The organism is Companilactobacillus jidongensis (genome assembly GCF_003946575.1).
GTDB classification, from domain to species: Bacteria; Bacillota; Bacilli; order Lactobacillales; family Lactobacillaceae; genus Companilactobacillus; species Companilactobacillus jidongensis.
In genome coordinates, this window is record NZ_RHOP01000004.1 from 1 (window position 1) to 26,251 (window position 26,251).

Sequence of the window (26,251 nt, forward strand, 5' to 3'; positions counted from 1 at the left end):
AACTTCTTAACAAGCGACTCAATTAGTTTATCAAGAACCCAACATGATGTCAAGAACTTTTTAAAATAATTTTTCAACGACTATCGAGTTGGAGGCTCTCAAGCCGTTGTCGCCGTTGCTCTGTCGCAACAACAAATAATATATTACTAGTTGGTTATCATCATTGCAAGTACTTTTTAAAAGTTTTTTCATTTTTATTGAAAATACTTTTATTGATACTCGTTTGAAGTTGCGATTTCAGTAACTATTGTACAAAATGCTACTATAGTATGTCAATAATTCTCGCAGCATACTTTGTTTCAATTTATGTGCCAGCTGCATCATATGATTTTTTCCAACAGTTGAGACAAGCCTACCGGTAATATAGATATCTCCAAACAAAAAGGCATTCCTTCAAGGAATGCCAACATTGATTATTCTTGTGTAGGGTTATGAAATGCCATTGGTGCTGTATCTGGCATCTGGTTCAAGGTTCTCATATCTTCATCACTAATGGTAAAGTCCAACTTCGCATTAGCTTCAATATGTGGAAGTTGTGTTGCCTTTGGTAATGGCAATACTCCATTTTGAATTACAAACTTAATAGCTAGTTGTGGCACACTCACACCATACTTCGTAGCTATTTCATTGATATCAGCATTGTTTAGCAAACCACCAGTAGCTAATGGTGAATATGCTTCTACCAAAATGTCATTATCTTTTGAAAACTTGGTGATCTTAGGTTCTGTATAGCCGACATAATATTGAATTTGATCAACCATTGGCTTTACTTTAGCCATACTCATCACATTCTGTAAATCATGTACATTAAAGTTAGAAACACCGATTGCCTTAACACGGCCGGTTTCATAAATTTCTTCCATTGCACGCCAAACATCAAGATTCTCTTTGTCATAGTTGGAACCCATTTGTCCCCATGGCCATGGGGCGTGTACCAAGTATAGATCCAAATAATCAATATCGAGGTTGTTCATAGTCGTATTGAAGTCTCTGAGAGCACCTTCATATGTTTTGGTTTCACCTGGTAATTTTGAAGTTACGAAGATCTCACTACGATCGATTCCTGAATCTCTAACCGCTTGTCCAACTTCTTTTTCATTTGCATAGGCAAGTGCTGTATCGATATGGCGATAGCCAACTGTCAAAGCATCAAGTACTGCCTTATGTGCCTTACTTGCTGGAATTTGCCATGTGCCAAATGCTACTTGAGGAATTTCTACGTCATTAGATAATTTAAAAGTTTCTGTTAATTGTGTCATTACAATACCTTCTTTAATAGGTTTAAGACTGATTGTTTCCAATCAATAAATGCATCATAAACCTTGAAGTGAACTTTAAGGCAAGTCATTTATTCAATTTTTTTAAAAACTTTTATTGGATTCATTTCATGCACATGCTCATTCAATGTTTTCTGCATCCAAATAATGTCCAGCCAATTTCCAAATTTGAAGCCTGCTTTTTCAAATCTACCCATATCTGAATATCCCATTTTCTTATGAAAGTTGACACTACCTTGATTATTCCCAGTAATACAGGCAAAAAGATTAACGATCCCTTGTTTAGTAAGATCAGCTTCCAAAGATTGATACAACATCCCTCCAATCCCTTTTCCCTTGCTTTCACTATCCAAATATATGCTTGTCTCGGCTGTCCAATCATATGCGGCTCTATCATTGTATTTACTTGCATAAGCATATCCAAGGATTTGACCGTCTTCTTCAGCAATCAAGTACGGATATACCTGTGAAATACTTCGGATACGTTTGGTGAATTCTTCTATTGAGGGAACATCATATTCAAAAGTAATATCAGTTTTTAAAACATACGGTTTGTAAATATCCAATAATGCTTGAACATCACTTTCCATAGCCGATCTGATTTTTATCATTAGTTCATCTACCTTCTATATAACTAGTTCGTTATATCAAATTGACTATTATACAATTCAGAATAAAATCCATGCTTGGCTAGCAAGCTCTGATGCGTTCCTTGTTCAATTATCTTCCCATCATTAATAACTAATATTTGATCAGCACGCTGAATAGTCGACAAACGATGAGCAATTACGAAACTAGTCTTATTTCGCATTAGTGCAGTCATCGCTAATTGCACATCAGCTTCAGTATTACTATCAATTGAAGCTGTTGCCTCATCCAACACTAAGACTGGTGCACCAGTCACAAAAGCCCGAGCGATACTCAATAGTTGTCGCTGGCCTTGAGATAAACTACGAGCATTTTCAGTCAATATTGTGTCATATCCATCAGGAAGCTGGTTAATAAATGTATCAGCGTTAGCTTGTTTCGCCGCTTCTTCAACTTCATTATCAGTTGCTGATGGGCGACCTAGCCGAATATTTTCACGAATGCTCATCGTGAACAAGAATGATTCCTGTTGCACTACAGTGACTAAGCGCCTTAAGTCATACATATGAATAGCAGTAACATCCCTGCCATCAAGCAAAACACGTCCCTTCTTAAGCGGATAAAGATTGGTCAGTAAATTCATAATCGTAGTTTTACCTGCTCCAGTTGGTCCCACGAGTGCTACGACTTCTCCTTGTTTAGCCGTTAAATTGATATCCTTTAGAATGGTCTTTTTGTCATAAGCAAATGTGACATGATCAAACTGAACATTGCCCGCAGTCTGCTTCACAGCCACTGCGTCACTATTATCTTGTTCTGGTTCCTCATCAATCAATTCGAAAACACGTTCTGCACTGGCCAAAGATAGTTGCAATGTATTGATTAAATTCAACACATTATTGATTGGACCAGTGAAATTACGTAAGTAAATTAAAAATGTAAATATTGTCCCGACCGTAATTGCCTTACTACCGGATAATATTGATATTGCGCCAGCCATTGTTATCAATAAATAAGCAACGTTATTTGTCATATTATTGAATGGGCCGATTATTGAAGAAAGTGACTGCGCCTTAAATGCAGCTTTAGTATATTCCCCGTTCGTTCGATCAAATTCTGACATAGTGCTTTCTGTGTGATCAAACAACTGCACCAATTGTTTGCCCGAAACTGACTCTTCGATTTGAGTATTTAAACTACCCAGATCCCGTTGTTGTGTCATAAATGCTTTTTGAGTGATTTTGGAAATAGCTTTTGAAAAAAAGTATGTAGCAACGGAACTCAACAAAGTAATACCAGTCAATAAAGGCGACAAAATCAGCATGGCCATTCCCATGCCAATAACACTGATTATTCCCGTGAATAATTGAACGAATGTTTGCATCAAGGCTGTATTAATATTATCCACATCATTAGTCAAGCGACTCATAACATCTCCGTTATCATGAGTGTCAAAATATTTCATTGGTAGACGCTGTAAATTAGTAAAGACGTCATGTCTAATTCTGGCACTAGTATCTTGGGCAACTTTTATAATGATTGAATTTTGAAAGTACGTAAAAAAACTCGAAACAACATACATTACTGCCATTATTGAACAAATAACTAATAATGCATGCAATTGATTTTTAGAAATGTAGTCATCTATTACCAAACCATTTATACGATTTCCGACAATGGTGACCGCTGTAGTAACGATAGTTAATAAAAAGACAATAAAAAGTTTGATTTTTCGAGCATCCAAATAATTCCAAACCCGTTTCACTGTATCTTTCCAATTGTTAAGTTGAACCTTTTCAGGATGAATATTCCGTGGAACACGTCTATGCATGTCCATTTATGCCACCACCTAACTGTGTCTGAACCAGTTGCCTATAAAACGTTGATTCTTTCAATAGCTCTTTATGCGTACCACTTGCTGATATTCTTCCATTTATCAGAACTATTATTTGATTACAATCCATTACATTAGTAACACGTTGTGAAATGATAATTGTTGTCTTATTCTTACGATATTTTTCAAGACGATTTTTAATTCTGGCATTGGTCTCCTGATCTACAGCACTGGTGGCATCATCCATCACCAGAATATCCGAATTTGGAACAATTGACCGAGCAATATTAAGTCGCTGACGTTGACCTCCAGAAAAGTTCTTACCAGTTTGTTCTACAACGGAATCATAGCGTTTGGGTAATTTATCAATGAATTCTGATGCGTCAGCAATATCTGATGAAACATCTAGATCCTCATCAGTAGCAGACTCATTGCCATAAGTTAAATTACTACGAACAGTTCCTGAAAATAATAACGAATCCTGTAGTGCAACCGTCATTTTCTGATGAACGTCTTGGAGATTCATTTTTTGAATATCAACTCCACCAATTTTTATAATCCCATCGTATTCGTCAAAACTTCTAGTTAATAGTTTTATCAATGAACTTTTGCCTGAACCGGTTGCACCAATTATTCCAAGCCAATCACCATCTGGAACATTAAAAGTCACTTTGTCCAAGATGGGTTCACTAGTCTGATAACCAAAAGTTACATCATCAAATGAAATACTGTCGTCTACAGGTTTATCGTTCGAAGAAGTTGTAACTTGCTTTTTTGGTTCTTCATCAAGTACCGCTTGCACCCTAGCTGAACTAGTTATTGCACGTGAGAATGAAGTAATAATATTTACGGTCTGAATCATTGCGCTAGTAATTTGAATCATATAATTGACGAAAGCAATGATTTGACCATTACTAATAGTTTTACTGATTGCCAAACTACCACCATAACCTAATGCCACAACTACGCCTAGATTAAGCATCAATTGAATGATTGGTGACAAGATCACCGTTGCCATTGCCGCATTTTGACTGGTTTGGCGTAAATGATTGTTTTCATCTTTAAATTGGTTCATTTGGTGATTTTCCAAAACATAGGACTTTATAGTTTTGGCACCCTGTAAGTTTTCTCGCATAATTCTATTAACGGTATCAATTGCTTGCTGCATTTTGGTATATTTTGGAATACTCTTCAATACAACTATCAATAAAAAAATAACTAAAATTGGCATGATAACAAAAAGGATCGGCGCTAAATCGGGACATATAATTATCGACATAACAATGCCACCAAATAAAAGCATTGGGGATCTAACCATACCTCTTGTCATCATCATAACTAATGTTTGCATCTGAGTAACATCGTTAGTAATTCTTGTAATCAAAGTTGCCGGTTCCAAACCACCCGGATTACGATCTATCAACGATATTTCTAACATATGACTGCGTAATTGTTGGCCCATCTTCAAAGATGCATAACTGCCTAAGGTTCCGCCTGTAGCACCAAAAATCAATCCCAACATAGCGAACATAAGCATTAATAGTGCATGATTGATAACGTAATGTAAATCGTTTTTAGCAAGTCCATTGTCAATGATCTGCGACATCAAGGTTGGTTGTTGTAAATCACAAAACACCTCACCCATCATTATTAGTGGTGACATAAAAAAGAATAATTTGGCTCTTCCATGAATGTGCTGCATGATAATCTTAAACAATCCAGAACCTCCTAAATCTAAAAAAAGCGTCACGTATCCATAGCCTAGTAAGGACTAAGATTCCGTAACGCTTATTAGTTTGTCGTTGAATCGTTATAATTCTAGCGCAATCGTTTATTTTTAACAAACAAATAGACCGCACCTACCTTTGTAGATACGATCTATCAATTTATACAAACATATTCCTGTCAACGAAGTCAGTATCATCAATCGGAACTTGATTAATAATTTCATCATGTACCAATAACGATCTGGTCTCAACACCTACTTTGTCATCAGCAACCGTGATGATATTATAACTGGTTGCATCCATTACCAAGTGATTATGATGATTATCACAATTAATGTGATACGCACTCGAATCAGCAGTACTGCATAAAATGTTTTCACGATTAAACTCAGTTGGAAAATGGATATGTCCTGAAAAAATAGCTTTGACACTGCTACCTTGAACAATATCTAATAATTCTTCACTGTTTTGTAAAATACTGTAACGCATATGTATTACTGCCGGACCATCGACTGGATGATGCATGAAGATCAACGACATTTTCTTATCTGAATTCTGGAGCGACCGCTTGAGCCAATCCAGTTGTTCATTATTGATATAGCCCTGCTCAATGTCACCGTAAGTACTATCAATAAAATAAATATCACATAACCCTGTTGCAATACCGTAATAGTACTTCTCTTGTGGTTCTTCTTCTAAATAGCCACGATAAAAGGCCTCTGTTCGATCATGATTGCCTAATATTACATAAATGGGAATATGTAACCTTTGACTCTGATAATCAATGATGTCTTTTAATTTTTGGTAATCAAACTCAACACCTTCATGAACTAAATCACCGCTTATAACAGCCATGTCTGGCCGATCAGGCATTAATTCTACATCTTGAAAAATATTTTGTAGTTTAATGTATGGATCAACTCGCTGATGGTTAGCTGGTTTAGCATCTCTTGGCGTTAAATGAGTATCAGTTATTTGAACTATTTTTAACTCATTAGTTTTCATAAAAGTTAAACCCTGTCCCAGTAAATATTTTTTTGAGAATCTTTATCAAAAATAATACTTGTCCGTTCATCAATTCTAATAAAAACTGTGTCATCAATTTTGCAATCTATATCTTTAGTTACTGCTTTAATGACATGCTGACCATTTAGATCCAGTGTCAACTGAATATATCGTCCGTAATCAACAATCTTAGTTACTTTAGTAGGAACAGAGAATTCACTTTCAGAGTTTTTTGAAACTTTGATATGCTCGGGACGTACTCCTAAAAGGTAATCCTTTGGATCAATACTATTTATTCGATCTAGTTTGACCAACTTTGTTTCATCCATCGTTAAATATCCATCTTGATACCATACTGGCAGCACATTTATTTGTGGAGTACCAATGAATTTGGCTACAAATAAATTAGTTGGATTTTTATAAATATTTTCGGGAGTGTCAACCATTTGAATGATTCCATCATTCATCACAGCAATTCTATCCCCCAAAGCCATAGCTTCTAATTGATCATGTGTCACGTAAACAATAGTTTGTTTATTTCTATCATGAAGGCTTTGAATTTCATCACGAGCTTTTTCTCGTAACTGGACATCGATATTAGACAACGGCTCATCCAAAAGAAATATTTTACTTTTTTTAGCCATTCCCCTGCCCAGAGCCACACGCTGTTTCTGACCACCGGATAATTCTGACGGTAAACGATCCCTGTAATCAGATAAATTCAGCGTTTCCAAAATAGATTCTAAACGTTTCTGTCTTTCATCTTTGGCGACTTTATGAACTTTTAAGGCATATTCCAAATTTTGGTAAACAGTCATGTTCGGATATAGAGCATAATCCTGGAAAACCATCGCAATTGTATGACCATCGTTTGCCTTTTTTTTCAAATCATCCCCATCAATTAAAACTTCTCCATTACTTACAGACTCCAGACCAGCGATCATTCGTAAAGTAGTAGATTTACCACATCCAGAAGGACCTAATAGAACTAAAAATTCTCCTGCCGCAACTTTTAAGTTCAGCTGATCGATAACCTTAGTATTCTTAAAATCTTTAGTAATCTCTTTTAATTCAATAGTTGCGTTATTATCGCTCATTCTCTACCCCTTACTTCAGTCCGCTATTGCTGATGCTATTCAAAATATAACGTTGGAAAATCAAATAAATGATCAATGGTACAACAATCATAATTGATGATAATGCCATAGCTAATGGAAAATTAGTCCCACCCTCACTAGAAATATAATTTTGAAGCGCTAATGGCAAAGTAAAACTACTCTTGTCTTTCAAAATCAACGTTGGCCAAACATATTCATTCCATGAGTTAATGAAGAACATGGCTCCAACACTGATAATGCTTGGTTTTAAAATTGGTAAAACAATATTAAAGAAAATTCGACGATTTGGAATATCATCAATCTTTAATGAATCAAACAAACTTCCTGGAATCTTCTCCATCGTTTTCAAAAAAATCATAATACCCGTTGCATCACATAATTGTGGTAACGCAACTCCTATCACACTATTCAAAAGATTCAGCTTGGCTATAACAAGATAATTGGGAATCATCACAATAGTGAATGGTACAAAAATCGTTGCAACAAACAAAAGATAAATTAAATTCTTATGTTTGAATTGATAATATCGAAAAGCATAGGCAGCTAATAAACCGGTAAATAACTTACCCAAAGTAACTAATGTTGCCATGAAAAATGTGTTCCAGGCCAACCGAGCCAAGTTCACTTGATGATTCAAGGTAGTGTAATTAATTGTCGTTGGTTTATTCGGAATCAAACTCAAAATCGACTGATATGACTCTTGCAATGTCTTAAATGAGTTGGAAATCATGAAGACTACCGGTAACAATGCGATAATTCCAATAATCATCAAAGGTAAATGCCATAAAGCATTCTTCTTCCTATTCATATCTTGACCTGCCTTCCACAAATCTGATTTCTAAGTAGAGCAGTACTAAAAAAATCAAAAATGTTGTAATGGCAAGTGCCGAAGCATTACCTGTCTTATATAGAACAAATGCATTCAAATATGTGTGATACAAAACATTAGAAGATCCATAGTAAGGACCACCAGTTGTAATAACGTTAATTGGCGTAAAAACATATTGAAGTCCTTGCACGATAGTCAGAATCAAAACATAAATGGCAATACTCTTATTCATTGGTAAAACAATATTCCAAATCATACGCCATTTAGGAATTCGATCGATTGTCGTAGCATCTACGATATTCTTCGGTATTGAACCTAACCCTGTTAATAACAAAATGAAATTATATCCAAAAACTTTCCAATTAGTAATCAAACAGATCACTACAATTGCTAGTCCACCTGAGTTAGTCCAATTCGGAAGTACAAAACCACTTTCTCTAAATAGGAACGCAACTGGTCCAGAAACTGGATTCAAGAGCCAAGAAAAAATCATTGCTCCTACTACCAATGAGAACAAACTGGGAATAAAGAAAATAATCTTATATGCACCCTGCATTCGTTTAATAAAAAATTTAACTATTAAAGAAATTACGTATGGAACTATAAAATTCAAAACTAGTAATAAAATAATATAAAAGAAAGTATTCATTAATACTTTTTGATTAACCGGATCAGTAAAGACTTCGATATAGTTTCTCATCCCCACAAAATCCTTCGTTGGCGCGATAAGATTCCAATCAAAGAAACTTAAATAGAAAGTATAAATAATTGGAATAACCATAAAAATAGTTAGTAAAATTCCCGTGGGTAATAAATATATAAACGGTAGAATTTTTTTATTGTTGTGCATTTATCTTTTCCTGCGCCGATTTCAATGTAGATGAAATATCACTACCAGATAAAATCTTGTCACGGGCATCGATCATTGCTTGTTCTGCTTGTAAACCATTCTTAGGGAATGAAGTCCACGGAATTGCCTTGTCTAGTGTATTAACCGCTGGAACTAACATTGGATTCTCACTAACATGGTCTTTGAATTCTTTTGATTCTAGAGCATCCTTAGTTGGAGGTAAGTATCCTGTACCCTTGCTCCAAGTAACTGATGAACTAGTTTTGAACATGAATTTCTCAAATTCCCATGCGGCTTTTTGTTGTGTAGCATCTTGGGCAGTGATAGCCAACATTGAACCACCAACTGGAACAGTAGTCTTATGACCTTCGAAATGTGGAGCAATGATAGCACTTGCGTTGAAGCTGGCACCCTTCTTGATATGTGATGCTTGGGCAATTGTTGTGAATGCCATGGCAACGTCACCCTTAACGAATGAATCCATCCCTTGTGCCCATGGCGTGTGAAGCGCAGTCTTATCTGTAACCATTTCTTGATAAAGCTTGTACGCACCTTCGCCATTTTCACTGGCAAATGCAGCCTTACCGTTCTTTTGAATATCAGCACCATTACTTAACATAATAGCTTGTTGTGCCCAGGTATCACCTGGTTCTTGGATGTACAATCCATACTTGCCACTTTGCTCATTGATACTCTTAGCGGCTTTTTGTACACCTTCCCAAGTGTCTAATGACTTAACATCAATATTGTATTGCTTTAATAAATCCTTATTAACGAATAAAACTGGGGTACTTAATGAATAAGGTAAACCAACTAACTTCTTGTTAGCATCCTTAGCGAATGACAAAGTCTTCGTTGTAAAATGATCAGTAATAAATTTGTCATTACCGTCGAATTTCTTAGCCGCATCAGTTGATGTCATGTATTTGAAGTTACTAGAGAAGTAATTATCATAAGCCCAACCCACTTGGGTAACGTCAGGGACCTTACCTGAGGCTTGAGCCGATTGAAGATTTTGCATCAATCCTTTATACATATTGGGATTGTACTTAGCGGTAACCTTAATATTCTTGTGGGTCTTATTGAACTCTTTAACTAGTTCATCAACCGTCGCGCCACCTTGAGTTTGAGCGTTAACGTGCCAGTAAGTAATGTGTGTCACTGCATTAGCTGAAGTCTTAGAAGTTGATGAGCAGCCTGCAAAAATGACAGCCATCAATGCTAATCCAACCAAAGCTAAAAATTGCTTAAAATATTTTGTTTTCAATTCTTTCCCTCCTGTGTGTAATATATATTAGGGAACGAATGTATATTTCTTATATACTTAATGTATTGTTTGTGTAAAGTTTTTATATTGAGAAATTTCTGTGCCAATATTTTTTAAGCAACTAGCTATACAGCAATAAAAACAATATGTTATTATGTTATAAATTAAATATGATAGATCGGTTGGCGAAAGCTTCAAGGTGATTCCTGCTCAGGGGTGTGAGGAGGGTTATTTTGGGGCTTTTTTTAATCCTCTAAAGGAGAAATATAATTTATGGGTTTCTTAGGAATCTTAGTCCTAATACTAATTACCACAACAATCGTAGGTCATTACTCATCACGCATCGGTGTTCCGGCCGTCATCGGACAACTATTGGTCGGTATCATACTAGGTCCGGCAATCCTCAATTGGGTCAGACCAACTGAGTTTATTCACGTTTTCTCAGAAATGGGAGTAATTATTTTAATGTTCATCGCTGGTATCGAAAGCGACATGAAATTGCTGAAGAAATATCTTAAACCTAGTTTTCTGGTTGCGATTCTCGGAGTTATCGTACCAGTAGCACTAACCTATGGCGTCGGTATGATGTTTCATATGAATGCTATTGAGAGTTTATTCTTGAGTGTTATTTTTGCTGCCACTTCAGTTTCAATCTCTGTAGCAGTCTTAAAAGAACTCAACGTTTTGAATGGAAAAGCTGGCGCAACTATCCTTGGTGCCGCAGTAGTTGATGACATTTTAGCCGTTGTTATTTTAAGTGTTATGGTCAGTCTGCTCGGAGGTGGAAAAACTTCATCTGGAGGACCATCCCTCCTAATAACATTTGCTGAACAAATAATTTATTTCGTCGCAATTTACTTTGTCGTTAAATTTGTAGCTCCGTACATGGCTAAAATCGGTGAAAAATTATTTATCCCCGTTGGCCCTACTATTATGGCAATGATTCTCTGCTTTGGTATGGCATACATTGCTGACTCGATCGGATTAAGTTCCGTTGTTGGTGCTTTTTTTGCCGGAATTGCCATCTCACAAACCCAAGTACGTGAAGAAGTTGACCGTAGTATCGAACCAATCGGATATGCCATCTTCATTCCTGTTTTCTTCGTAAGTATCGGCTTGAATATGACTCTAAACGGGATTGAACATGACCTCTGGTTCATTGTAGTTCTAACTATCGTGGCAATTATTTCGAAGTTACTCGGAGCTGGACTTGGTGCTCGCATATCCAAATTCAATATGAACGAATCGTACATGGTCGGTGCAGGAATGGTTTCTCGTGGAGAAATGGCTCTTATCATTGCACAAATTGGTTATCAATCCAAACTGATTTCCTCAGATTACTACTCCGCTATCATTGCAGCGGTTATCCTAACCACCTTGATTGCTCCATTCCTACTCAAACATGCTGCCAAAACTTCTCCACAAGACTTAAACTAAAAAATCGTTCCCAATTCAAATTTGAATTGAGAACGATTTTTTTATTACGTAAATTATTCAGCTACTTCAATACTTTCCATAACAACAGCATCATTAGGCTTGTCATTATGGTCGCGTTTTACTTTGGCGATTTCTCTAACAACATCCATACCGTCGATAACTTGACCAAAAACTGTATGTCTGTGATCCAACCAAGGTGTTCCACCATTTTTGTATGCAGCAATAACTTCCTCTGGATAACCTGCAGGAGCCATTTGTTTGATCATACGCTTAGGAAGATTTTGATTCGAAACTATAAAGAATTGACTACCGTTAGTATTTGGGCCAGAATTTGCCATTGATAACGCTCCGTCCAAGTTGAATAACTCACTTGAAAATTCATCTTCAAAGGCATCACCATAAATACTTTCGCCACCCATACCAGTACCAGTTGGATCGCCACCCTGAATCATGAAATCAGGAATCACACGGTGAAAAATAACGCCGTTATAATATTCCTTCTTAGCCAATTCAACGAAGTTTTTAACTGTCTTAGGTACTAGTTCATCAAATAATTGAATCTTGATATCACCGTGATTTGTTTTAATAGTAACCTTTGTGCCTGTAGCACTGTCTAAATTTAATTGTGGATACATTTTTTATTCCTTTCGAAGTTCATTTTAATATTTTTCTCGTAATTTAAATTATACCAATAATTATCAGGTATATCTTAATTCAGGACTTATATAAAGGAGTTTTTTCATGCACACGCTAGAAATCATCAATCACGACGTAATCAATGATGATCAGTTAATGATCCATGCCACAGGACAAAATAATTTTACCAATGAATTGCGTCTCAAGGCCGCTATTGCACTAATAAATTCACTATCAGATCTCGACTACACAACTCAAGAAGAATATGACTCCTACATCAAACTATGTAGTACCTTAAAAAAATCCGTTCAATATCTCTAAAATCACGAAATTTTAATTATGTCGTAAAAACGACAAAATAATAAATGGAGAATCACAATGGCAAAAATAGGTATTGAACGACACGACTTAGAATCTGGTGAGGTTCTGAAGATCCTCATTTCAGAAAATTCTCACGTCGATTATTTCGGAGATGACTTAAAGGTCAAGGCAGCCTTGGCACTATTAGATACTTCTGATCCTAATAGATTTTTTGAATGGGGCAAAGATGAATTGTATTACGACCTCTGTGACGCCCTAAAAAGTGCCGTTGAACATTTCGAGAATTAAAAAAAATGGATTCAGAATTACATCTGAATCCATTTTTTTAAAACCACATAGTACCTGCTAACATGGCTGTCAATGCTGTAGCATCATACTTCACGGCGTAATGCTTAACTTGTTCATGCAATACGACCAAAGCCCTTAACGGTTCCTTGGGATGTGAAAAACAATAAGCGGCAATCTTCTTACACAATCTAGTTGAAACCAAATCAACGTCTTCTGACTTCTCTAATTCCTTGGCAGAATCAAGAAGTATCTTCTTAGCATCAGCATTCTGCTTAACATCAGGATCAGAGTATGCCGCACTAATTTGATCCATCATTGTTTTAACTTTTTCATCTCTGGTTTTCATATTCAAATACTCCTTAAAGAGTAAAGTCACTCGTTCAGCTTCAGCTCTTTCCTTTTTGAACCTGGAACGTTTCTTTTCGCGTAGTCCTAACAATGAATCTACACTGATACCAAATGTCTTACTCAAAATGATCAATGATTCTATGTCAGGATAGCTGCGTTCTAATTCCCACTTAGAAATAGTTTGTCGTGAAACATTTAATTTATTTGCCAAATCTACTTGTGTCATTTCATGTTCAACCCGGCATTGCTTAATATTATTTCCAAGTTCTAACGTCAATATAGCACCTCATTCTCCAAAAGACTATGTTTCAAGATGCTCTATTTCGTTGCACCGATACTTTTTTAGTTTCCATTATACATTTTTATCGTTATAACGATAAAAAAAGTACATCTAATTAAAGACATACTTTTCAAAAATTATATTATACTAACGTCAATAGTAGTGAAACTTCCATCTTTATAAATCAAAACAGCACCATAAATGTCGTCATTACCAACTCCCCAATCAGGAATTGGCCCTCCGGCAAAGAACAGGCGCTTGGCTTCCAATTCACCTTCGATGGAATTTTTTACAAAAACTGTCACACCTGCTAAATCAGTGTCCAAAGGATATCCAGTTCTTGGATCAATGACATGATGATACTTCTTGCCATTTATTTCTAAATAACGTTCATAAATTCCAGTTGTGACAGCGGAACATTCGCCAATGCGAACATTACCGATTGTTTCACCACGACTGCTTGTAGGATCTTGCACTCCAACGATCCAATGTCTGTCATCATGAGTGGGACTCTTGCCAACAAAGAGTATATTGCCGCCGAGATCAATAATCCCACTGCCAATACCCATAGCACGCCACAAATCACGAATTCTATCCGCAATATAGCCTTTGGCAATGCCGCCAAGATCTAACTCCATTCCTGACTTCATTAAGAAAACTGACATTTGATTGTCGTCTAACTTAACATCATCAGGATTAATAATGTTCATCCGTTTTTTGATGTCATTGTCATTAGGAAGATTGGCACCCACAAATCCAATTTTCCATAACTTAACTAATGGACCGATCGTTGTATTGAAGCCAAAATTCTGACGACTATATTCAATCGCTGTTTTAATTAAATCGTACGTCGCACTGGAGACCTGAACAGCTTCCACTCCGGCAGCATGATTAATAGCCATCACCTCTGAATGACTGCGATTGACCGTCAATGAATCTTCATATGTTTGGATCAGCTTAAAAGCTTCATTAACCCCACGATCATCGATTGTACCAAAAGTGGTCAAGTTAATAGTTGTTCCTAACGCATAACCAGATTTATCGACACGATGTTGTGCTAAATCAGCTATCATAATTATTCAGTCTTATCTTCTTTTTCTTCATCATGCTCTGAAGCACCAGTTGTAGCATCAGCTTCTGTATCTGCAGCAGCTGGTCCAGTAGCTTCTGCGTCATCATCATGCTTTGAAGCACCTGATGTAGCATCTGGGAAACCATCGAACTTACCATCTTTAACTAGGTTAACAAGGTGACCCACGTTACCAGTGAATTCCATTGTTCCCAAGTATCTTCCGTTCTCATCACGAACTGCGAAATAATTGATCCACACTTTGTGGCCATTCAATGGTAAACAACGTTCAACATGGTCTTGTGTGCCAAGTTTGAATGAATCTAAGATGGCTCTAACACCTGGCAAAGCCTTTGGTGGATGACATTCTTCAACAGTTTCACCAATTTCATTCGGATAACGAACGTGCTCACGATCAGGTTTATCTGAATAAAATGAAAAGTGATCTGTAGCATCAATGAAATCTATTTCAAATGGTAATGTATTAAAGATTTGTTGGATCTCTTTAATTTTCAAACTACCTGTACGGAATTGAACTTTTGCTTCACTACTGATATTTGGTTGTGCCATATTAACGTCTCCCTCTTCTAAGTAACGCATATTTGATTTTACAAATTTATTGAATGCTGCAAAACTATCTTCCAAGTTATGAACAATATTAATATCTGTCACAAAACCATTTTTGTCAAAGGTCTTTGCGGCATTACCGATCAAGACCTCACTACCAGGAAGAACATCCGAGTTCAAGTCAGGTGATAGCAACATTTGACGTAATTGTTGTTGTGCACGTGATGTTCCTTGTGTCCCATAAGAAACACCCACAATCATGACTGGTTTTTCCTTCATAGTCTTATGCTTGTATGACAACCATTCCAAACCACTCTTTAATGCTGCAGGGATCGAGTGATCATATTCTGGTGTTGCAATAATCACACCATCAGCAGTATTGACCTTATTATTAAATCTCCAAACCTCAGTTTGTTCACTGTAAGGCAGGTCCTCGTTGAATGGTGGTAATTGTTTTACTTCTAGTACTTCGATTTCGGCGGCTGTTCTGAAATGCCATTTCATATATTCTAATAATTTACGATTATATGAAAAATCAGCGTTTGTTCCGACAATAGCAACAAGTTTCATAGAGTATTCTTCCTTCCTAAATTATTTGACCTTTTTGAAATCATTAATTTCTTCTGCATATTTTTTGAATCCGGTAAAACATTGTTCCAAGAAACCAACCGTTCCTTGATTGATCAATTCTCCATCATCAGTAAATGCCTTTTTAGCCGTTCCCAAGAAAAATTCATTTCCAGGAAATACTTCTGCAAAAACACCTGGTGAATCTAATATCTCACGTAAGTGTGTTTGTGAGCGAGAGGAACCTTGAGGGTGAATTGATGCACCTACGATCATGACTGGTTTGCCATGTAGTGGATGAATACGATATGATAACCATTCGATGGCACTCTTTAGTGCTGATGGGACCGAATGATTATATTCCGGGCAACCAATAATCACAGCATCGGCTGCTTCAATTCTTTTGGCCAATTCTGTAATTAGTTCAGGATCATGAGCTTCTTCACCTTCAGGATAGTTTTCATTGAACATGGGAAAATCTTTGACCTCATTAATATTTATTTCATCGTCAGCAAAATGATCCTTCATAAATTGTAATAATTTACGATTGTAGGATAATTTTTTATTGGAACCCACGATAGCCTCAATTTTCATAAATAGCCTCCCGCTAATTTATATTTTGGTGTAAATTGCATAATACTTCACAAATATAATTTTAATATTATTTTCCAATATAGGCAAGCGCTTTCAGAATTTATATATACAAATTTATATATTTTATTTAAATTATTGGAATTTTATTTTTTATGACCTCATAAGATATAATAATAAGCATTGAAAGGAAGTCTCGCTGTGAACCTTATCGCTAGCATAAATCGCTTTATAAAAAATATTTTCTTCAAAGTCAACTGGGAAGGAATGGCTCAGCACGCCCTAGGAGTTGTGACTCAGCTAATCCTGCTAACAGTTGTATTACTATTAATAAATTGGATCGGGAAAAAAATAATTAAGCACATTTTTAATAGTAATCTTAAACTAAGCAAAAATCCGATTCCACAGAATAAAATGGATACGATACACACGATCATTTTGAATATTTTTAAATATATTCTCTTATTTTTTTGGATCTATGCCATCCTTTCCGCAATTGGCATCCCTGTTGGAACACTAATCGCCGGTGCTGGAATTTTTAGTTTGGCGATTGGACTTGGCGCACAAGGATTTGTTTCTGATATGGTCAATGGATTTTTCATCCTATTAGAACAACAAATCAGTGTTGGCGACTACATAAATGTCAACGGCATTGAAGGAACAGTTACTTACGTTGGAATTCGAACGACCCAGTTGAAAAGTGTCGATGGGACATTGAACTTCATCCCCAATCGTAATATTACTGTCGTCAGTAATCAATCACGAAATGACATGCGAGCACTAATTGAGATACCTGTTTCCAGTAGTTCTCCATTCGACAATATCAAACAAGTTATTGAACATGTCAGTAAAGAACTCGATTTAAAAGTTTTAAAAATCACTAAAGAACCTTCTATTTTAGGATTCTCCAACTTAAACGATGGTACGCTAGTAATTCAAGTCGTTACTTATACCAAACATGGCGAACAATTTAACGTTAAAAATCTTTTGATGAAAAAATATTTAATTGCCTTAAATAAAGCTGGCATTGAATTACCAAAATAAAAAAGCTGTGATATAACTGTAAAAGGCCCTTGCATTTACATAGTAAATACAAGGGCCTTTTACGTTACACTCTTTTTTTATTAATGGCCGACACAATCAACATCATTGGTCGACGCATTTCGTCTTTCATTCCCGGAATATTCATCATATCTTTCGGTGGCATTGGTTCCACGACCCGACTGATCTGAAAATTATTCGTCAACAGACCATCCAAATAAGTAGTTAAAGTTTTGTGATATTTGACCACTACTTTGCCTAAGAAATCTGTTTCTCTTTTACCTTCATAGAAGTAATTATCAACTGGAAAATCTTTTATCTTACCGTCAGCAGAGTAATTCCATTCTTCACTACCTTGAGCCGTAAAAATTGGATGCTCAACCGAAAAAACAAAGGTCCCATTTGGTTTGAGATACTTACTTATTTTCTGAACAACCTCTTCAAAAGATTCAATATAGTGTAATGCTAAGGAACTAATTACAACATCGAACTTGTTATCTGCAAAATTGATTTTAGAAATATCATCATGCACATAAATTATTTTATCAGTCGCTGTTTTATCTCGAGCCACCTCAAGCATTTTTTCAGACATATCGACTCCGACAATCTCATCGGCTCCTTGTTCAATCGCATAACGGTCATGCCAGCCATAACCACAGCCAAGATCCAGAACGGATTTACCTTTAAAATCAGGTAATATCGGTTTTAGGGTACTCCATTCGCCAGCACCAGTCAGGCCCTTTTGACTACGATTCATTTGACTATATTTTTCAAAAAAATCTTCATTATCATATATATTTTTCATATTTATCTCCATGCAGTTAATTTTTTATTTTTGTACCACATGGAGCAATGCTCTCTTAAATGTAATCATCTTTTATCCCTCTTATAAAGCTCCATGTTCAGTCATGCTGTCGACTGAATCTAAAATAATTTTACTATTATCAGCAATAGGATGCCATCCCAGCACCGACTTAGCTTTTTGATTACTAACATTTCGATTCATATCCAAGAATAATTTTCCTTCTTGAGCTTGGTTATTGAACAAAGCCGTCATTTTGATAAACCAATTAGGCATTTGATGCGACGGAATACCTTCGGCAATATCAGGACATTTTTCTTTTAATAATTCCGCTATTTCTAACATTGAAATTTGTCCGTCAGCAGAGGCTATAAATCTTTGTCCATTTGCTTCTGGGGTTATCATTGCTCGAATATGAATATCAGCTACATCCCTAACGTCAACAATGTTCAACGGTATATTGACCAGGAACTTTTCAGAACCATTTAATAAATTTGTCAGAAGATCAAAACTACCAGAAAAATGACCATTTAACGATGGACCAAATATTGCAACAGGATTAACTGTCGCAAATTCCAAATCAACATCTGGACGTTCTATGTACTGCCAAGCAGCTTTTTCAGCTAATAATTTGGATTTCTCATAGATTGACATACCTGATTGATTTTCATCGGTCCAATCATTTTCAGTCGTTGCTACGTCATGAACCTTTTTACTAAAACCAACTGCTCCAAAATTAGATGTCATCACTACCCGTCTGACATGTGCCTTATTCGCAAGTCTCAATATCCTCACGATGCCTTCAACTGCTGGACGAATCGCGTCTGCCTCATTATCTGGTTTGTTGAAAAAAACTGGCGAAGCAACACTGAATACATAATCAACATTCATCATAGCTGTTTCCCAATTGTTGTCACTAGCTAAATCCGCTTCATAAAAATGTAGATTATCAAATTTTGTGATTCCATTATCCTGCAATGTATTTATTATTTTGTTCTTACTCTTAATTGATCTCATCGTTGTTCTAACTACGTATCCCTGTTGCAATAATTGAAGAATCAATTGTATTCCTAAGAATCCTGTTCCACCTGTTACTAATACTGTTTTTGTCATTATAATTGCTCCATGTTTTTTAATTGAAATATTCATATAATTTCATTAACATGAGAATAAACCCTAAACTATGGTTTATGGCAAATACTTTTTTCAAGGAGTTATAAAATGGAACAAACTTACTCTATAAAAGAAGTCGCCGAATACTTTAATCTATCGATTTCTACAATCAGATATTACGACAAACGCGGATTACTACCGTTTGTATCTAAAAACGATGCTGGATATCGTATTTTCACCTCTTCAGACATGGCATTGATCAAGACTATCTGTTGTTTAAAAGATACCAGCATGCCAATCCGTGACATTAAACTGTACATCGATTACTGCATGGAAGGTACAAAATCGATCGACAAACGAAAAGATTTATTACTAAAACACAAACGCCAAGTCATCCTTGAACAACAAACACTTGAAAATAATCTCAAAGAAATAAATATGAAAATTGACCGTTATTCATCCGGCAATGCTGAAAATATTATTGATACACAAATAAAATACATGCAGCGAGAAAAAAAGAATCTGCATTTGGCAGATCCATTCCATATCAATTGATTTTGAAGATTTATTAAAAAGGTTATAATGGTATCTAATAATCTTAAAAAGGAGTGTCCTTTCATAATGAAAAAAAGAATCAAAGGTTCATGTACAACCATCCTAGTTGGTAAAGACGCCTCCATCGATGGATCAACCATTATCTCAAGAAATGATGACGGCCATGAAGCACTTGATCCTCAGCGATTCGTAGTCGTTCAACCACAAGATCAACCTAGACATTATCAATCAGTTATCAGCAAAGTCGAAATTGAATTGCCTAACGATCCCATGCGTTACACATCAATTCCTAATGCCATTTTAGACAATGGTATCTGGCCCGCAGCTGGTATCAATAGCGAAAACGTCACGATGTCAGCGACTGAAACGATCACGACTAATTCACGCGTACTTGGTGCTGATCCGCTAGTTGCTGGCGGTGTTGGTGAGGAAGATTTGGTAACACTAGTCTTACCATACGTTCACAACGCTCGTGAAGGTGTACAACGTCTTGGTGACATCATTGAAAAATACGGAACTTATGAAACCAACGGTATTGCCTTCTCAGATAATCAAGAGGTTTGGTGGTTAGAAACAATCGGTGGACACCACTGGGCTGCCGAACGTATTCCTGATGATGCATATGTTGTTGCTCCAAATCGGATGAACATTGATGATTTCGATTTTGACTCCGATGACACTATGAACTCAGTTGACTTAAGGGACATTATCGAAAAGTATAATCTTAATCCTGACTTAGATGGAAAATACAATCTTCGTCATATCTTTGGTAGTGCAACGATCAAGGACACTGTCTACAACAATCCTCGTACTTGGTATGGTCAACAATACTTCAATCCTGAAATCAAACAAGATCCAATGGAACAAAATTTGCCATTCATCTGTCATGCAAATCGTAAAATTTCGATTGAAGATGTTAAATTCGTACTAAGTTCTCACTTTGAAAACACTAAATATGATCCTTATGGTAATGGTTCTGAAGCCGATAAGAAGTTATTCCGTCCTATCGGTATCAACCGTAACCATAACGTTCATATCCTCCAAGTTAGAAACAATGTACCTGCTGAAATTGCCGGTGTTCAATGGCTAGCTTACGGTGCTAATACCTTCAATACTGTTGTCCCATTCTACACAAATATCAACGATACTCCCGCAGCGTACAAAGATGCTACTGGAACATTTGATTTGAACAATATGTACTGGTTAAGCACAACAACTGCCCTACTTGGTGACACTGACTATGACTTATACGTCGACATGCGTAACGATTACGAACTCGACGCCATGAGTGCATATCGCAAGATTCAAAATGACACTGACACAGTAGCTGATGGTGCAGATATTTCTAAGGTTCTTGAAGATGCTAATGATAAACTGGCTGACACGGCTTTGAAATTACAAACTAAATTACTTGGTGATATGGTCATCATGGGTTCTGAACATATGAAACTTAGATATAATTTGAATGATTAATTTAAATAGTCCCTATGAGTTCTGTTAAACAGAATTCATAGGGACTATTTTTACATCATCTCACCTATATCAAAATTAAGCCGTTATTATTTGGTTTCCACACTCTATAAGATTTAGAATAGAATAGTATAAATATTTAAATATCAGTATTTCAAAGGAGTCCAATCATGGACGAAACAGAAAAAATTCAAGTTTTATCTGACCTAGTTGCTATCAATACTGCCAATAATAATGAAAAAGAAGTTGCGGAATATCTTCAAAACTTATTTTCTAATCATGGCATCAAATCGAAGATGATCAAATATTCTGATACTCGTTATAACTTGGTAGCTGAAATTGGTTCTGGCAAACCAGTTCTAGCCGTGAGTGGTCACATGGATACGGTTGATACCGGAGATACCACGCAATGGAACACCGATCCACATAAATTAACAGAAAAAGATGGTAACCTCTATGGTCTAGGCGCCGTTGATATGAAGAGTGGTCTCTCCGCATTAGTCATCGCTATGATCGAACTTCACGAAAATAATCAGCCCACATCTGGTACCGTTAGATTATTGGCCACTATTGCGGAAGAAGTTGGCGAATACGGTGCTGACCAGCTAACATCAGAGGGTTATATGGATGATGCCGATGCTTTATTAATCGGTGAACCAGGCGGTTACAATTTTGTTTATACACATATGGGTTCACTCGATCTCAAAGTTACATCTGAGGGCAAAGCCGCTCACAGTTCCATGCCCGACTCTGGTAATAATGCCATTGACCATTTGCTGAACTTCTTGTCCCAAGCTAATTCACAGTTTAAGAACACTGGTAAGAGCGACCCGGTTATGGGTAATTTTATTTTTAACGTCACTACTATCAAAGGTGGTACTCAAGTCAACGCCATCCCTGGTCATGCTGAGGCAGAAATAAATTCTAGAACTCTACCCCAATACACTAGTGACCAAGTTTTGAATGACATCCGATTATTAGTAGACAAATTAAATTCTGAAAATAACGACTATCATTTGAATATCAAAGTCATTATGAAATTGAATCCTGTTAAAGCTGCCAAGGATTCCAAACTATTAAAAATTTCTAGACAAGTGGCTAAAGAACATACTGGCCTAGATGTTGGTAAATACGGCATCGCCGGAACAACTGATGCCGCAATGTTTTTACGTGATAAACCAGATGATTTTGCTTTCGTTATGTTTGGACCAGGAAACGACACTCCACACCAAGTTAATGAATATGTTAATAAAGAAATGTATCTTAAATTTATCGATATGTACAAGGATATATTTGTTAAATATTTGTAATATTAAATCAATAGACAATCATGAACTTTGCTTGTAGACTATGTAGACAAATGTCTAAGGAAAGAAGTTATACATGAGAAGACACATTACGTCATTAGTGCCGTTGTTTGTTTTGGGTGGAATATTTTTAGCTGAATATACAAATGTTTTACCCACGACACTGCAAGCACAAATCGTTACTAATTTATCCAAATCAAAAAATTATTTAGAGTCAACCTTTGACGAGTATGCCCCAAAAATCAAATCACTGACTAACTCTACTAACACTGCCACCGAGAATTCTACCAAACAAGAAACAGCCACATCAAAAGATAAACAAACTGGATCTGCCAACGGTACTCCAGCATTCTCGATGGTAAATAAATTTGTTCTAGGTAATACCTACTACTACCACTTCACTAAAAAAACACCCAAGGTGGCACGACAAGCCTTCAATGACGCCATCTATGCTTACAATCAAACTGGTGTAGTCAAACTGATCGAAGGTAAAGGTAATTCTAGCGTCAACACAGTAACCTTCTCGATTTACTACAAAGATGAAGGACAACGTGCTCAGACATTAGAGCTTGGAACCGGTGGACCTGAATTGACTTATAAGACTAATGATCCCTCCAAGGCGGCCATCAATCATGCTTCAGCCAAGATCAATATGACCTATCCTGAATCTGTTAGCGACTCAGTCACCATGCATGAACTAGGCCACGCTTTAGGATTGAACCATAGTACTGAAACTAGCTCGATTATGTACCCTACTAATCAAGGCGTTAAAACATTGTCTGATGATGATATTATTGGATTGAAAAATATCTATAATAAATAAAATTATTTGATTATACTAATACTTCTAAAATTTAAGGTATGACTGTCATAACAGACTTTGTGCACATAAATAAATTACAAACATTTGAAATTTATTAGTATTTTTTTAATTTAAGCTTTACTTTTTTAAAACAAATGATTATTATAAGTGTCACAAGATAAAGACGACAAGAAAGAAGAGTAAGATCCTTCAGCCTGACAGTGAATTGGGATTAGTGAGAACCCAACCAGTGCTTGAATCATCTGAATAACACTTTCTTATGTTTCTAGCTGAAATGGCTTGTCCAAAGTAGGTTTAGACGTAACCGGTACGTTACCATCGGCAGAGTATAGTAATTTTGTACTCTTATTGAGGTGGCTTATTTTAGATAAGCAACTTGGGTGGTACCGCGAAAGTCTTTCGTCCCTTTTATTAGGGATGGAAGACTTTTTTTGTTACCTGTCTTTCATCAATTAATCAAAAATCAAGGGAGATAATCTTATGCAATTAACAATTCCAGAATCATATGATCCAAAGCTATCAGTCATCGACACACAAAAAGCTATCCGCTACATTCGTGAAACATTCCAAAATGAATTCGGTAAGGAATTAAACCTTTCACGTCTATCAGCACCAATGTTTGTTGAAAAATCAACAGGTCTAAATGATAACTTGAACGGTGTTGAAACACCTGTTTCATTCGACATGAAAGATATGCCTGACCAAACTATTGAAATTGTTCACTCACTTGCTAAGTGGAAACGTGTTGCTTTGAAACGTTACGGCTTCGGAATGCATGAGGGTCTCTACACAAATATGAATGCTATTCGTAAAGACGAAGATTTGGATAACATTCACTCGATTTACGTCGACCAATGGGACTGGGAAAAAATCATCTCTAAAGACGAACGTAATATCGATACTCTAAAGAGTACTGTTCGCGATATTTTCAAAGTTATCAAACACATGGAACACGAAGTTTGGTACAAATTCCCTGAAGCTGTTTATCACTTACCAGACGAAATTCACTTCGTTACAACACAGGAATTAGAAGATAGATTCCCTGACATGACACCTAAAGAACGTGAGAATGCCATTACTAAGGAACTCGGTTGTGTCTTCTTAATGCAAATCGGTGGCAAAATGAAATCAGGAAAACGTCATGATGGCCGTGCTCCTGACTACGATGACTGGAAGCTAAATGGTGATATCTTATTCTGGTACGAACCCCTCCAAATGGCTCTTGAAATATCAAGTATGGGTATCCGTGTCAGCGAAGAATCAATGAAAACTCAACTAAAAGATGCTGATGCTGAAGATCGTCTAAAACTTCCATATCACAAGATGCTCGAAAACGGTGAACTACCTTACACAATTGGTGGTGGTATCGGACAATCACGTCTATGTATGTTGCTGCTTGGCAAGGCTCACGTTGGTGAAGTTCAAGCTAGTGTATGGCCACAAGATATGATCGACAAGTGTTATGAAAACCATATTCAAATTTTGTAATTAGATAAATAATAGGACCCGCTGAAGAATGAATATCTTCAGTGAGTCCTATTTTAATTTTTAAAAACAAATTCTCGATGATATTCCAAATACTCTTTTTTAGGAGAATAACGCTTATGCATTAAAAGTTTCTTATATTGATACTTAGAAAGTTTTTCAAATAATTCACTGTCTATCCGCTTTGAAATAATCATCTTACCCGCATCAGAATAAGTCACTAGTCCCTGTTCAAATGCATCCGCTAACCAATCAACCAAACAAAGTCCATTTTTGAAATCCATCCGTGCATTCTTATTAGAATTCCATGGAACAATTCGCACGACTGACAATTTATCGATATTATCTTCACTGGTAATCGCACACTTATAATTATAATTTGCTTCAATCAAATCAATGAACACTTTTGATGCGGGTTTAAATGTATCCATTTCTCCAATCTCATCTTCAACGAAGAATTCACCCATTTGCTCACTCTGATAAATATATGCGGCAAGTTTTTCTTCATTCTCAGTCAAAATCGAATTATCATTACACAATTCATTTTGGTATTCGATCAATCCGACAAAGTCCTCTTTAGTAACTTGGGTAATTCCGTTCATATTGAAGAAATTATTCCACAATCCACTATGTTTTTTAAAATGCCAATCAAAAGTCTCCAAGTCCGACTTGAATAGTTTGCGATTAAAGACAAATGGCTTTTCTATTTTAATAATAGCCCGGGAAGTTTTCTTATTATCTTGAATCGTTTGACCAATTTCTCCAGCACCGAATAAATAAAACTGATTACGATATTCTGAACCACCACCAGATCTGCGGTAGATAAATAAATCCCCTGGCCGTAATTTTTTATTCAAATCCTTACGCCAACTGTAAATTTTAAAATCCATGTCGTCATGATTAACATTTGAACCCGAATCAATCACGAAATAATTTGTTTTTGAATTATTTAATTCTTCATCATAATTTTGCATATCCGTAGTATAACATTTCAAAAAATTCTACAATCGGCATCATAAATTATAAATAGATTTATACTAATCATAGAAACATTGG

Annotated in this window: 26 protein-coding genes and 1 other annotated feature; of the genes, 9 read left to right on the top strand and 17 right to left on the bottom strand. The window is 36.2% G+C overall.

Features of this window, described 5'->3' with window-relative positions; all coding sequences use genetic code 11:
• Positions 1–413: 413 nt before the first annotated feature.
• From EKM68_RS02510 to EKM68_RS02550, 9 genes are all read right to left on the bottom strand, one after another.
• Positions 414–1,259, bottom strand: a complete 846-nt coding sequence (locus EKM68_RS02510) for an aldo/keto reductase (protein WP_125588087.1) — start codon at positions 1,257–1,259, stop codon at positions 414–416.
• 89 nt (positions 1,260–1,348) lie between these two features.
• Positions 1,349–1,888, bottom strand: a complete 540-nt coding sequence (locus EKM68_RS02515) for a GNAT family N-acetyltransferase (RefSeq protein ID WP_125588088.1) — start codon at positions 1,886–1,888, stop codon at positions 1,349–1,351.
• Positions 1,889–1,911: 23 nt separating this feature from the next.
• On the bottom strand, positions 1,912–3,702 hold the full coding sequence (locus tag EKM68_RS02520) for an ABC transporter ATP-binding protein (protein WP_125588089.1): 1,791 nt from the start codon (positions 3,700–3,702) through the stop codon (positions 1,912–1,914).
• A complete protein-coding gene (locus EKM68_RS02525) occupies positions 3,689–5,416 on the bottom strand; it encodes an ABC transporter ATP-binding protein (protein ID WP_125588090.1) in 1,728 nt (575 codons plus the stop codon). The genes EKM68_RS02520 and EKM68_RS02525 overlap by 14 nt, the downstream gene beginning before the upstream one ends.
• Before the next feature lie 169 nt (positions 5,417–5,585).
• Positions 5,586–6,431, bottom strand: a complete 846-nt coding sequence (locus EKM68_RS02530; protein WP_125588091.1) for a metallophosphoesterase family protein — start codon at positions 6,429–6,431, stop codon at positions 5,586–5,588.
• Between the two features lie 5 nt (positions 6,432–6,436).
• On the bottom strand, positions 6,437–7,528 hold the full coding sequence (locus tag EKM68_RS02535) for an ABC transporter ATP-binding protein (protein WP_125588092.1): 1,092 nt from the start codon (positions 7,526–7,528) through the stop codon (positions 6,437–6,439).
• A 10-nt stretch (positions 7,529–7,538) separates the two neighbouring features.
• Positions 7,539–8,357 carry a carbohydrate ABC transporter permease gene (locus EKM68_RS02540; protein ID WP_125588093.1) on the bottom strand — a complete coding sequence of 273 codons (819 nt, stop codon included), beginning with the start codon at positions 8,355–8,357 and terminating at the stop codon, positions 7,539–7,541.
• Positions 8,350–9,228: a carbohydrate ABC transporter permease gene (locus EKM68_RS02545; protein WP_125588094.1), complete on the bottom strand. Its 879-nt coding sequence runs from the start codon at positions 9,226–9,228 to the stop codon at positions 8,350–8,352. Before EKM68_RS02545 ends, EKM68_RS02540 begins: the two co-directional genes overlap by 8 nt.
• Positions 9,215–10,495: an ABC transporter substrate-binding protein gene (locus EKM68_RS02550; RefSeq protein ID WP_225422948.1), complete on the bottom strand. Its 1,281-nt coding sequence runs from the start codon at positions 10,493–10,495 to the stop codon at positions 9,215–9,217. The genes EKM68_RS02545 and EKM68_RS02550 overlap by 14 nt, the downstream gene beginning before the upstream one ends.
• A gap of 273 nt (positions 10,496–10,768) precedes the next feature.
• Here EKM68_RS02550 and EKM68_RS02555 point away from each other — a divergent pair, with 273 nt between their 5' ends.
• A complete protein-coding gene (locus EKM68_RS02555) occupies positions 10,769–11,932 on the top strand; it encodes a cation:proton antiporter (protein WP_125588095.1) in 1,164 nt (387 codons plus the stop codon).
• Between the two features lie 53 nt (positions 11,933–11,985).
• Here the strand turns inward: EKM68_RS02555 and EKM68_RS02560 are convergent, their stop codons facing one another.
• Positions 11,986–12,567 carry a peptidylprolyl isomerase gene (locus EKM68_RS02560; RefSeq protein WP_125588096.1) on the bottom strand — a complete coding sequence of 194 codons (582 nt, stop codon included), beginning with the start codon at positions 12,565–12,567 and terminating at the stop codon, positions 11,986–11,988.
• Between the two features lie 106 nt (positions 12,568–12,673).
• Here EKM68_RS02560 and EKM68_RS02565 point away from each other — a divergent pair, with 106 nt between their 5' ends.
• Together EKM68_RS02565 and EKM68_RS02570 are read left to right on the top strand one after the other, a co-directional pair.
• Positions 12,674–12,889, top strand: a complete 216-nt coding sequence (locus tag EKM68_RS02565) for a hypothetical protein (protein WP_125588097.1) — start codon at positions 12,674–12,676, stop codon at positions 12,887–12,889.
• A gap of 57 nt (positions 12,890–12,946) precedes the next feature.
• A complete protein-coding gene (locus EKM68_RS02570) occupies positions 12,947–13,177 on the top strand; it encodes a hypothetical protein (protein ID WP_125588098.1) in 231 nt (76 codons plus the stop codon).
• Between the two features lie 37 nt (positions 13,178–13,214).
• Here the strand turns inward: EKM68_RS02570 and EKM68_RS02575 are convergent, their stop codons facing one another.
• The 4 genes from EKM68_RS02575 to EKM68_RS02590 all read right to left on the bottom strand — a co-directional run bounded on the left by EKM68_RS02575 (position 13,215) and on the right by EKM68_RS02590 (position 16,602).
• Complete coding sequence (locus EKM68_RS02575; RefSeq protein WP_125588099.1) at positions 13,215–13,802, bottom strand: helix-turn-helix domain-containing protein; 588 nt, start codon at positions 13,800–13,802, stop codon at positions 13,215–13,217.
• Positions 13,803–13,942: 140 nt separating this feature from the next.
• On the bottom strand, positions 13,943–14,878 hold the full coding sequence (locus EKM68_RS02580) for an FAD:protein FMN transferase (RefSeq protein WP_125588100.1): 936 nt from the start codon (positions 14,876–14,878) through the stop codon (positions 13,943–13,945).
• 2 nt (positions 14,879–14,880) lie between these two features.
• A complete protein-coding gene (locus EKM68_RS02585) occupies positions 14,881–16,011 on the bottom strand; it encodes an NAD(P)H-dependent oxidoreductase (protein WP_125588101.1) in 1,131 nt (376 codons plus the stop codon).
• A 21-nt stretch (positions 16,012–16,032) separates the two neighbouring features.
• A complete protein-coding gene (locus EKM68_RS02590) occupies positions 16,033–16,602 on the bottom strand; it encodes an NADPH-dependent FMN reductase (protein ID WP_125588102.1) in 570 nt (189 codons plus the stop codon).
• Positions 16,603–16,800: 198 nt separating this feature from the next.
• Between EKM68_RS02590 and EKM68_RS02595 the strand changes: the two genes are divergently transcribed.
• Positions 16,801–17,643: a mechanosensitive ion channel family protein gene (locus EKM68_RS02595; RefSeq protein WP_125588103.1), complete on the top strand. Its 843-nt coding sequence runs from the start codon at positions 16,801–16,803 to the stop codon at positions 17,641–17,643.
• A gap of 64 nt (positions 17,644–17,707) precedes the next feature.
• Here the strand turns inward: EKM68_RS02595 and EKM68_RS02600 are convergent, their stop codons facing one another.
• On the bottom strand, positions 17,708–18,445 hold the full coding sequence (locus EKM68_RS02600; RefSeq protein ID WP_125588104.1) for a class I SAM-dependent methyltransferase: 738 nt from the start codon (positions 18,443–18,445) through the stop codon (positions 17,708–17,710).
• 81 nt (positions 18,446–18,526) lie between these two features.
• Entirely contained in the window at positions 18,527–19,555 is a 1,029-nt protein-coding gene (locus tag EKM68_RS02605) for an NAD-dependent epimerase/dehydratase family protein (RefSeq protein WP_125588105.1), read from the bottom strand.
• A 108-nt stretch (positions 19,556–19,663) separates the two neighbouring features.
• Between EKM68_RS02605 and EKM68_RS02610 the strand changes: the two genes are divergently transcribed.
• From EKM68_RS02610 to asnA, 5 genes are all read left to right on the top strand, one after another.
• Positions 19,664–20,110 (top strand): MerR family transcriptional regulator, encoded by a 447-nt coding sequence (locus EKM68_RS02610; RefSeq protein ID WP_125588106.1) that lies wholly within the window; start codon positions 19,664–19,666, stop codon positions 20,108–20,110.
• A gap of 66 nt (positions 20,111–20,176) precedes the next feature.
• Positions 20,177–21,583 carry a C69 family dipeptidase gene (locus EKM68_RS02615; RefSeq protein WP_125588107.1) on the top strand — a complete coding sequence of 469 codons (1,407 nt, stop codon included), beginning with the start codon at positions 20,177–20,179 and terminating at the stop codon, positions 21,581–21,583.
• A gap of 167 nt (positions 21,584–21,750) precedes the next feature.
• Positions 21,751–22,890, top strand: coding sequence for an ArgE/DapE family deacylase (locus EKM68_RS02620; protein ID WP_125588108.1), 1,140 nt, complete (start codon positions 21,751–21,753; stop codon positions 22,888–22,890).
• 73 nt (positions 22,891–22,963) lie between these two features.
• The gene (locus EKM68_RS02625) at positions 22,964–23,710 is read left to right on the top strand and encodes a matrixin family metalloprotease (protein ID WP_125588109.1); all 747 of its coding nucleotides are present in this window, start codon (positions 22,964–22,966) and stop codon (positions 23,708–23,710) included.
• A 157-nt stretch (positions 23,711–23,867) separates the two neighbouring features.
• Positions 23,868–24,120: a binding site (T-box leader), on the top strand.
• Positions 24,121–24,190: 70 nt separating this feature from the next.
• On the top strand, positions 24,191–25,198 hold the full coding sequence (gene asnA, locus EKM68_RS02630) for an aspartate--ammonia ligase (RefSeq protein WP_125588110.1): 1,008 nt from the start codon (positions 24,191–24,193) through the stop codon (positions 25,196–25,198).
• Between the two features lie 53 nt (positions 25,199–25,251).
• On the opposite strand, the gene EKM68_RS02635 is transcribed toward asnA, so the two are convergent.
• A complete protein-coding gene (locus EKM68_RS02635) occupies positions 25,252–26,190 on the bottom strand; it encodes an HNH endonuclease (RefSeq protein ID WP_164509335.1) in 939 nt (312 codons plus the stop codon).
• Between the last annotated feature and the right edge of the window lie 61 nt (positions 26,191–26,251).

Bases quoted from the DNA above. Each gene is read 5' to 3' on its own strand.
- EKM68_RS02510 (WP_125588087.1), bottom strand. From the start codon at position 1,259: ATGACACAATTAACAGAAACTTTTAAATTATCTAATGACGTAGAAATT.
- EKM68_RS02515 (WP_125588088.1), bottom strand. From the start codon at position 1,888: ATGATAAAAATCAGATCGGCTATGGAAAGTGATGTTCAAGCATTATTG.
- EKM68_RS02520 (WP_125588089.1), bottom strand. From the start codon at position 3,702: ATGGACATGCATAGACGTGTTCCACGGAATATTCATCCTGAAAAGGTT.
- EKM68_RS02530 (WP_125588091.1), bottom strand. From the start codon at position 6,431: ATGAAAACTAATGAGTTAAAAATAGTTCAAATAACTGATACTCATTTA.
- EKM68_RS02535 (WP_125588092.1), bottom strand. From the start codon at position 7,528: ATGAGCGATAATAACGCAACTATTGAATTAAAAGAGATTACTAAAGAT.
- EKM68_RS02540 (WP_125588093.1), bottom strand. From the start codon at position 8,357: ATGAATAGGAAGAAGAATGCTTTATGGCATTTACCTTTGATGATTATT.
- EKM68_RS02545 (WP_125588094.1), bottom strand. From the start codon at position 9,228: ATGCACAACAATAAAAAAATTCTACCGTTTATATATTTATTACCCACG.
- EKM68_RS02555 (WP_125588095.1), top strand. From the start codon at position 10,769: ATGGGTTTCTTAGGAATCTTAGTCCTAATACTAATTACCACAACAATC.
- EKM68_RS02560 (WP_125588096.1), bottom strand. From the start codon at position 12,567: ATGTATCCACAATTAAATTTAGACAGTGCTACAGGCACAAAGGTTACT.
- EKM68_RS02565 (WP_125588097.1), top strand. From the start codon at position 12,674: ATGCACACGCTAGAAATCATCAATCACGACGTAATCAATGATGATCAG.
- EKM68_RS02570 (WP_125588098.1), top strand. From the start codon at position 12,947: ATGGCAAAAATAGGTATTGAACGACACGACTTAGAATCTGGTGAGGTT.
- EKM68_RS02580 (WP_125588100.1), bottom strand. From the start codon at position 14,878: ATGATAGCTGATTTAGCACAACATCGTGTCGATAAATCTGGTTATGCG.
- EKM68_RS02585 (WP_125588101.1), bottom strand. From the start codon at position 16,011: ATGAAACTTGTTGCTATTGTCGGAACAAACGCTGATTTTTCATATAAT.
- EKM68_RS02590 (WP_125588102.1), bottom strand. From the start codon at position 16,602: ATGAAAATTGAGGCTATCGTGGGTTCCAATAAAAAATTATCCTACAAT.
- EKM68_RS02600 (WP_125588104.1), bottom strand. From the start codon at position 18,445: ATGAAAAATATATATGATAATGAAGATTTTTTTGAAAAATATAGTCAA.
- EKM68_RS02605 (WP_125588105.1), bottom strand. From the start codon at position 19,555: ATGACAAAAACAGTATTAGTAACAGGTGGAACAGGATTCTTAGGAATA.
- EKM68_RS02610 (WP_125588106.1), top strand. From the start codon at position 19,664: ATGGAACAAACTTACTCTATAAAAGAAGTCGCCGAATACTTTAATCTA.
- EKM68_RS02615 (WP_125588107.1), top strand. From the start codon at position 20,177: ATGAAAAAAAGAATCAAAGGTTCATGTACAACCATCCTAGTTGGTAAA.
- EKM68_RS02620 (WP_125588108.1), top strand. From the start codon at position 21,751: ATGGACGAAACAGAAAAAATTCAAGTTTTATCTGACCTAGTTGCTATC.
- EKM68_RS02625 (WP_125588109.1), top strand. From the start codon at position 22,964: ATGAGAAGACACATTACGTCATTAGTGCCGTTGTTTGTTTTGGGTGGA.
- asnA (WP_125588110.1), top strand. From the start codon at position 24,191: ATGCAATTAACAATTCCAGAATCATATGATCCAAAGCTATCAGTCATC.